This is a genomic window from Mucilaginibacter sp., from assembly GCF_036383575.1.
GTDB lineage: Bacteria > Bacteroidota > Bacteroidia > Sphingobacteriales > Sphingobacteriaceae > Mucilaginibacter.
In genome coordinates this window covers 1-4,210 of record NZ_DASVOB010000006.1, presented here as the reverse complement: position 1 = coordinate 4,210, position 4,210 = coordinate 1, and the positions used below count along the sequence as shown (strand labels likewise).

The 4,210-nt window shown below is 42.3% G+C and carries 6 protein-coding genes; 2 read left to right on the top strand and 4 right to left on the bottom strand.

Annotated elements, in window-relative coordinates; genetic code table 11:
* Positions 1-124 precede the first annotated feature (124 nt).
* Positions 125-544, bottom strand: coding sequence for a type II 3-dehydroquinate dehydratase (aroQ, locus tag VF500_RS00235; protein ID WP_330857750.1), 420 nt, complete (start codon positions 542-544; stop codon positions 125-127).
* 40 nt (positions 545-584) lie between these two features.
* Between aroQ and xerD the strand changes: the two genes are divergently transcribed.
* On the top strand, positions 585-1,484 hold the full coding sequence (gene xerD, locus VF500_RS00230) for a site-specific tyrosine recombinase XerD (protein ID WP_330857749.1): 900 nt from the start codon (positions 585-587) through the stop codon (positions 1,482-1,484).
* Positions 1,485-1,493: 9 nt separating this feature from the next.
* On the opposite strand, the gene VF500_RS00225 is transcribed toward xerD, so the two are convergent.
* Together VF500_RS00225 and VF500_RS00220 are read right to left on the bottom strand one after the other, a co-directional pair.
* Positions 1,494-1,916 carry an acyl-CoA thioesterase gene (locus VF500_RS00225; RefSeq protein ID WP_090525696.1) on the bottom strand — a complete coding sequence of 141 codons (423 nt, stop codon included), beginning with the start codon at positions 1,914-1,916 and terminating at the stop codon, positions 1,494-1,496.
* 18 nt (positions 1,917-1,934) lie between these two features.
* The gene (locus tag VF500_RS00220) at positions 1,935-2,951 is read right to left on the bottom strand and encodes a serine hydrolase domain-containing protein (RefSeq protein WP_330857748.1); all 1,017 of its coding nucleotides are present in this window, start codon (positions 2,949-2,951) and stop codon (positions 1,935-1,937) included.
* Positions 2,952-3,214: 263 nt separating this feature from the next.
* Between VF500_RS00220 and VF500_RS00215 the strand changes: the two genes are divergently transcribed.
* Positions 3,215-3,598: a response regulator gene (locus VF500_RS00215; protein WP_330857747.1), complete on the top strand. Its 384-nt coding sequence runs from the start codon at positions 3,215-3,217 to the stop codon at positions 3,596-3,598.
* A 79-nt stretch (positions 3,599-3,677) separates the two neighbouring features.
* On the opposite strand, the gene VF500_RS00210 is transcribed toward VF500_RS00215, so the two are convergent.
* Positions 3,678-4,210: hypothetical protein (locus VF500_RS00210; protein WP_330857746.1), on the bottom strand; the 533-nt coding region annotated here is incomplete at its 5' end.

Sequence of the window (4,210 nt, the reverse complement as noted above, 5' to 3'; positions counted from 1 at the left end):
TAACAAAAAGCAAACTTAGCGCGGTAACTCTGAATATTTTAGGCATCTGAAAAATAAGCTAAAAGCAATGGTTAAACACTTTTACAGCAAAAGCGTTTTATCAAAACGATAAAATATTTTAATATTATTTAACCGACAGGTTTTCAATGGCCAAACGATAGCTATCCATCCCAAAACCCGCAATTACCCCACGGCAATTAGCTGCGATCATTGATTTATGCCTGAACTCCTCCCGTTTGTGTACGTTGGAGATATGCACCTCGATAACCGGCGTGTTGATAGCGGCAATAGCATCAGCAATGGCAATGGAAGTATGGGTATAAGCGCCGGCATTAATCACAATACCATCGTAACTAAAGCCAACCTCATGCAGTTTATTTATAATTTCGCCCTCAATGTTGCTTTGATAATAATCAATGGTGATGTTTGCAAAGCGTTGGCGCAAGGTTTCAAGATAGGTTTCAAAGCTGGCATCGCCATAAATTGACTTTTCGCGAACGCCTAACAGGTTCAAATTTGGGCCGTTTATAATTTGTATCTTCATTAGTTCAAACTTAGCTATAAATCATCAAAACTAAAATCAATTGGATTGGCGTTCGGCAATAAAAGGTTTTCAGGCATATTTAAAATTAGAGAAGTCGCTGTCCGATAACTCCATCGAGGCTTATAGCAGGGATATAGAAAAGTTATATCAATTTTCAGATTTACAGGTAGTTAAGTTAAAGCCAGAACTAATTACTTTAACTGATTTACGCGGGTTTATTAACTGGATAAATGAGTTGGGAATGATCCCTTCATCGCAGGCCAGGATCCTTTCGGGTATCAAAGCTTTTTATAAATACCTGCTGATGGAGGATATCATTAAATCCGATCCATCAGAACTGCTCGAATCGCCAAAGATCAGGCGAAAGCTGCCGGACACATTGAGTTATGAAGAGATCAATAAAATAATTGCCGCGTTAGATCTGTCCAAACCTGAAGGCGTGCGTAACAAAGCTATCCTGGAAACCTTGTACGGATCCGGCTTGCGCGTATCTGAACTTACCGAACTGAAGCTTTCCAACCTGTACCTCGATATTGAATTTATAAAAGTAACGGGTAAAGGCAACAAGGAACGATTGGTGCCAATAGGCAGCGAAGCCATAAAAGCGCTGAAGATCTGGATAGAAAATGTAAGGGTGCATAATCCAATAAAAAGAGGCGAGGAGGACTATGTTTTCCTGAACCGCCGCGGTACAAGGTTAAGCCGTCAGATCATCTTTTTAACCATCAAAGGCCTTGCCGAAACCATTGGGTTAAAGAAAAAAATAAGTCCGCACACATTTCGCCATTCCTTTGCTACACACCTCGTTGAAGGCGGGGCTGATTTACGGGCAGTACAGGAAATGCTGGGCCACGAAAGTATTACGACAACGGAAATTTATACCCATCTGGACAGAGAATATCTAAAAAGCACGATCAGCCAGTTCCATCCGCGAAGCTAATACCTATCATCAAATCAAATACTGATCAATTACATCCTGCGGGATCTTTGCACCTCGGCCGGTAGCCATATCAATCATGACATAATCAAACCAACCATCGCAGCAGATCTTTTTAGTGGCTTTATTGGTGATAGTGAACTTTACACGGCAGCCTTTGTCATCAATACTTTCGATGCCTGTTTTTACAATAAAGTAGTCGCCCATGGTCAGGGCTCTTTTATAGTCAACATGAGCGGTACGAACCACCCAGCCAAAACCACGTTCCATAAACTTTTCCATGGCCATGCCGTAGCAGCGTTCCATCTGATCGTAGCGGGCAGCCAGCACATAATCAAAATATTTGCTGTTATGTACGTGCTGAAACATATCTATATCATCAGGGCGTACGCGAAACTCAGATTCAAAAGTGGAGAGTTGGAGTGGTGTATCCATGCAGCAAATATAGTAATCCTATTTAAGCGAAAGGAAAGCCTCCAGTTTCTCGTTAAAACTATTCCCTTGATCGCAATTGGTGAAAAACACGTAGCCCAATTGCCTGGTTTTATCCATCATGAAACCTGATTGAAAATTACCGTTATTGCCCGAATGCAGATAAACCGTACCCGATGGAGTTTGTGCAATCCCTATGCCCAGCCCCCAGTTTGAATAACCGGCTTTGCGGAAATCTTCTGCAATTGGAACATTCAATTGCGGCCGGAGCATTTCGTCAATACTATTTCGACTCAACCCTTTATCTTTCATCAGTGCTATAATGAAGGCAGCATAATCTAAAGCATTAGTATGCAGGGAAGCTGCCGGATCAAAAGTATTCGAATCTACCTGAAGCGATGGGATTATCGGCCAGTTGAGCCCGTTAGCCGGATCAATATGTCCATCCTGATGGCCCCTTACTTTATGTTTCAGGATATAAGGATTAGATGTGAATGAACTGTGCGCCATGTGCAGCGAAATGGCTACTTCCTTTTCAAATACCGGCTCCATGTTTTGTAATGACTGGTTAAGCAGATGTGCAACCACTTTACCCAGGTAAAGAAAGCCCTCACCCGAATATCCAAATGAGGTGCCGGGCTTGGAGTTTAAATAAAGCGCACCCTGTTTAACATGTAAAGATGAATCAGCAGTAAAGAAACGCCAGTTTGGAAATCCAGATTGATGTGAAAGCACCATCCGGGCTGTGATCAGTTTATACCTTTCGTCCTGTGCGATATCAGGGTAAGGAAGATATTTATACAAAGGGGCATCCAGGTTTAATAGCCCCTGATCAACCATCTTCATAACCCAGTAAGCAAATACCGCCTTGGAAAGTGAAGCAGCTTCAAAGATCGATTGCTCATCTACAGGGGCCTTTGTTTTAATGTCTGCCACGCCTAAAGCACGGTGATAAACGATCTTACCCTTATTAATAAATGCTATAGACAATCCGGGAAGCTGTAATGAATCCATCTGCTTTTGCAGAAAACGGTCCATAACAGTATTACTGATAGTTTTTCCTGTTGAGGTTATTATTTGGGCTGATAAATTACTACAGAACCAAAATGAAATTAAGCAGATAAATATAAATAGCCGGCTGTATTTATGATATAAGTATTGTATGGAGTTCTTCATAGTAACGTAAAGTATAGTGTATGCGTTAAGTAAGACGCAAGCCTGAAAGACTTGGTTATAGATTTTATCATACTTTCGCGTGCACACAACTACTGTGACAGCACTTTCGTAGAAAAGGATAATTTATGAGCAAACACATTGTATTAATAGAAGACGAACCAGATATCCTTGAATCTACTACGTTACTGCTTGAGCATGCTGGTTTCCGGGTTTCCGGCTTCAAAGCTTTTACTACTTTGGAAGAGATGGTTGCTTTGCGGCCGGACTGTTTTTTACTTGATGAGAACCTACCGGCTATAAGCGGTCATATAATTTGTATCTTATTTAAATCGAAACCTGTTACCAGGGATATTCCTGTTGTACTGATCTCGGCTAACCCTGCTATCAAACAAATGGCTGCCCTTGGAGAAGCAGACGCCTATGTGGGCAAACCTTTTGAAATTGATGAACTGGTGGAGGTATTGACCCGAGTTATCACATCAAAATCAGCCGACAAAAATGCAAAATAGATTTACTAAACTTTATCAAAGGGGAGACTGCCTTCCCAACAGCCCCTCTCTTTGATGATTTGGTGAGATTAAAACCGTCTTATTGATTAACCCGGAATGATTCCCAGCCACCAATAGTAGTCCGGGTACAGGTCATAGCTTGTGTACCGTTTTCGCCTGAGATATACTTAGCGTTATTACCCCTGAACGAAATAGTACCATCAGCATTGCTTACCCAGTCAAACTGCTCCCACGGCCCTATTGATGTGCGATTACAGTTAATGGCCTGGGTGCCATTTTCGGATGATACATATTTACCCGAATTTAGCAGGGCAACTTTACCACCGCCCGCATCAACAATAGTAAATTGTTCCCAGCCGCCGGCAGTAGCCCGGTTACAGTTCATGGCTTGTGTGCCGTTTTCACTGCTTACATAGTTATTATTTGAACCTTTAAGCGTTATCGTTTGTCCGATAGGAGGTGTGGCTGGATTGCTGCCACCTGCTACAGGCGCTGTCGGGCGCACAGCAGTAAGCGCAAGCTGTCCTTTTAACATCTTGCCGCCATCACCGGTTAATCGCAGATAATAATCAGCAGAGCAAACAGTACCATCCTCGTCCAGCGATAAAAAGT

What these genes read in the sequence shown, in the direction of transcription:
- VF500_RS00220 (WP_330857748.1), bottom strand. Translation starts at nt 2,951, where the DNA reads ATGGACCGTTTTCTGCAAAAGCAGATGGATTCATTACAGCTTCCCGGA.
- VF500_RS00225 (WP_090525696.1), bottom strand. Translation starts at nt 1,916, where the DNA reads ATGGATACACCACTCCAACTCTCCACTTTTGAATCTGAGTTTCGCGTA.
- aroQ (WP_330857750.1), bottom strand. Translation starts at nt 544, where the DNA reads ATGAAGATACAAATTATAAACGGCCCAAATTTGAACCTGTTAGGCGTT.
- VF500_RS00215 (WP_330857747.1), top strand. Translation starts at nt 3,215, where the DNA reads ATGAGCAAACACATTGTATTAATAGAAGACGAACCAGATATCCTTGAA.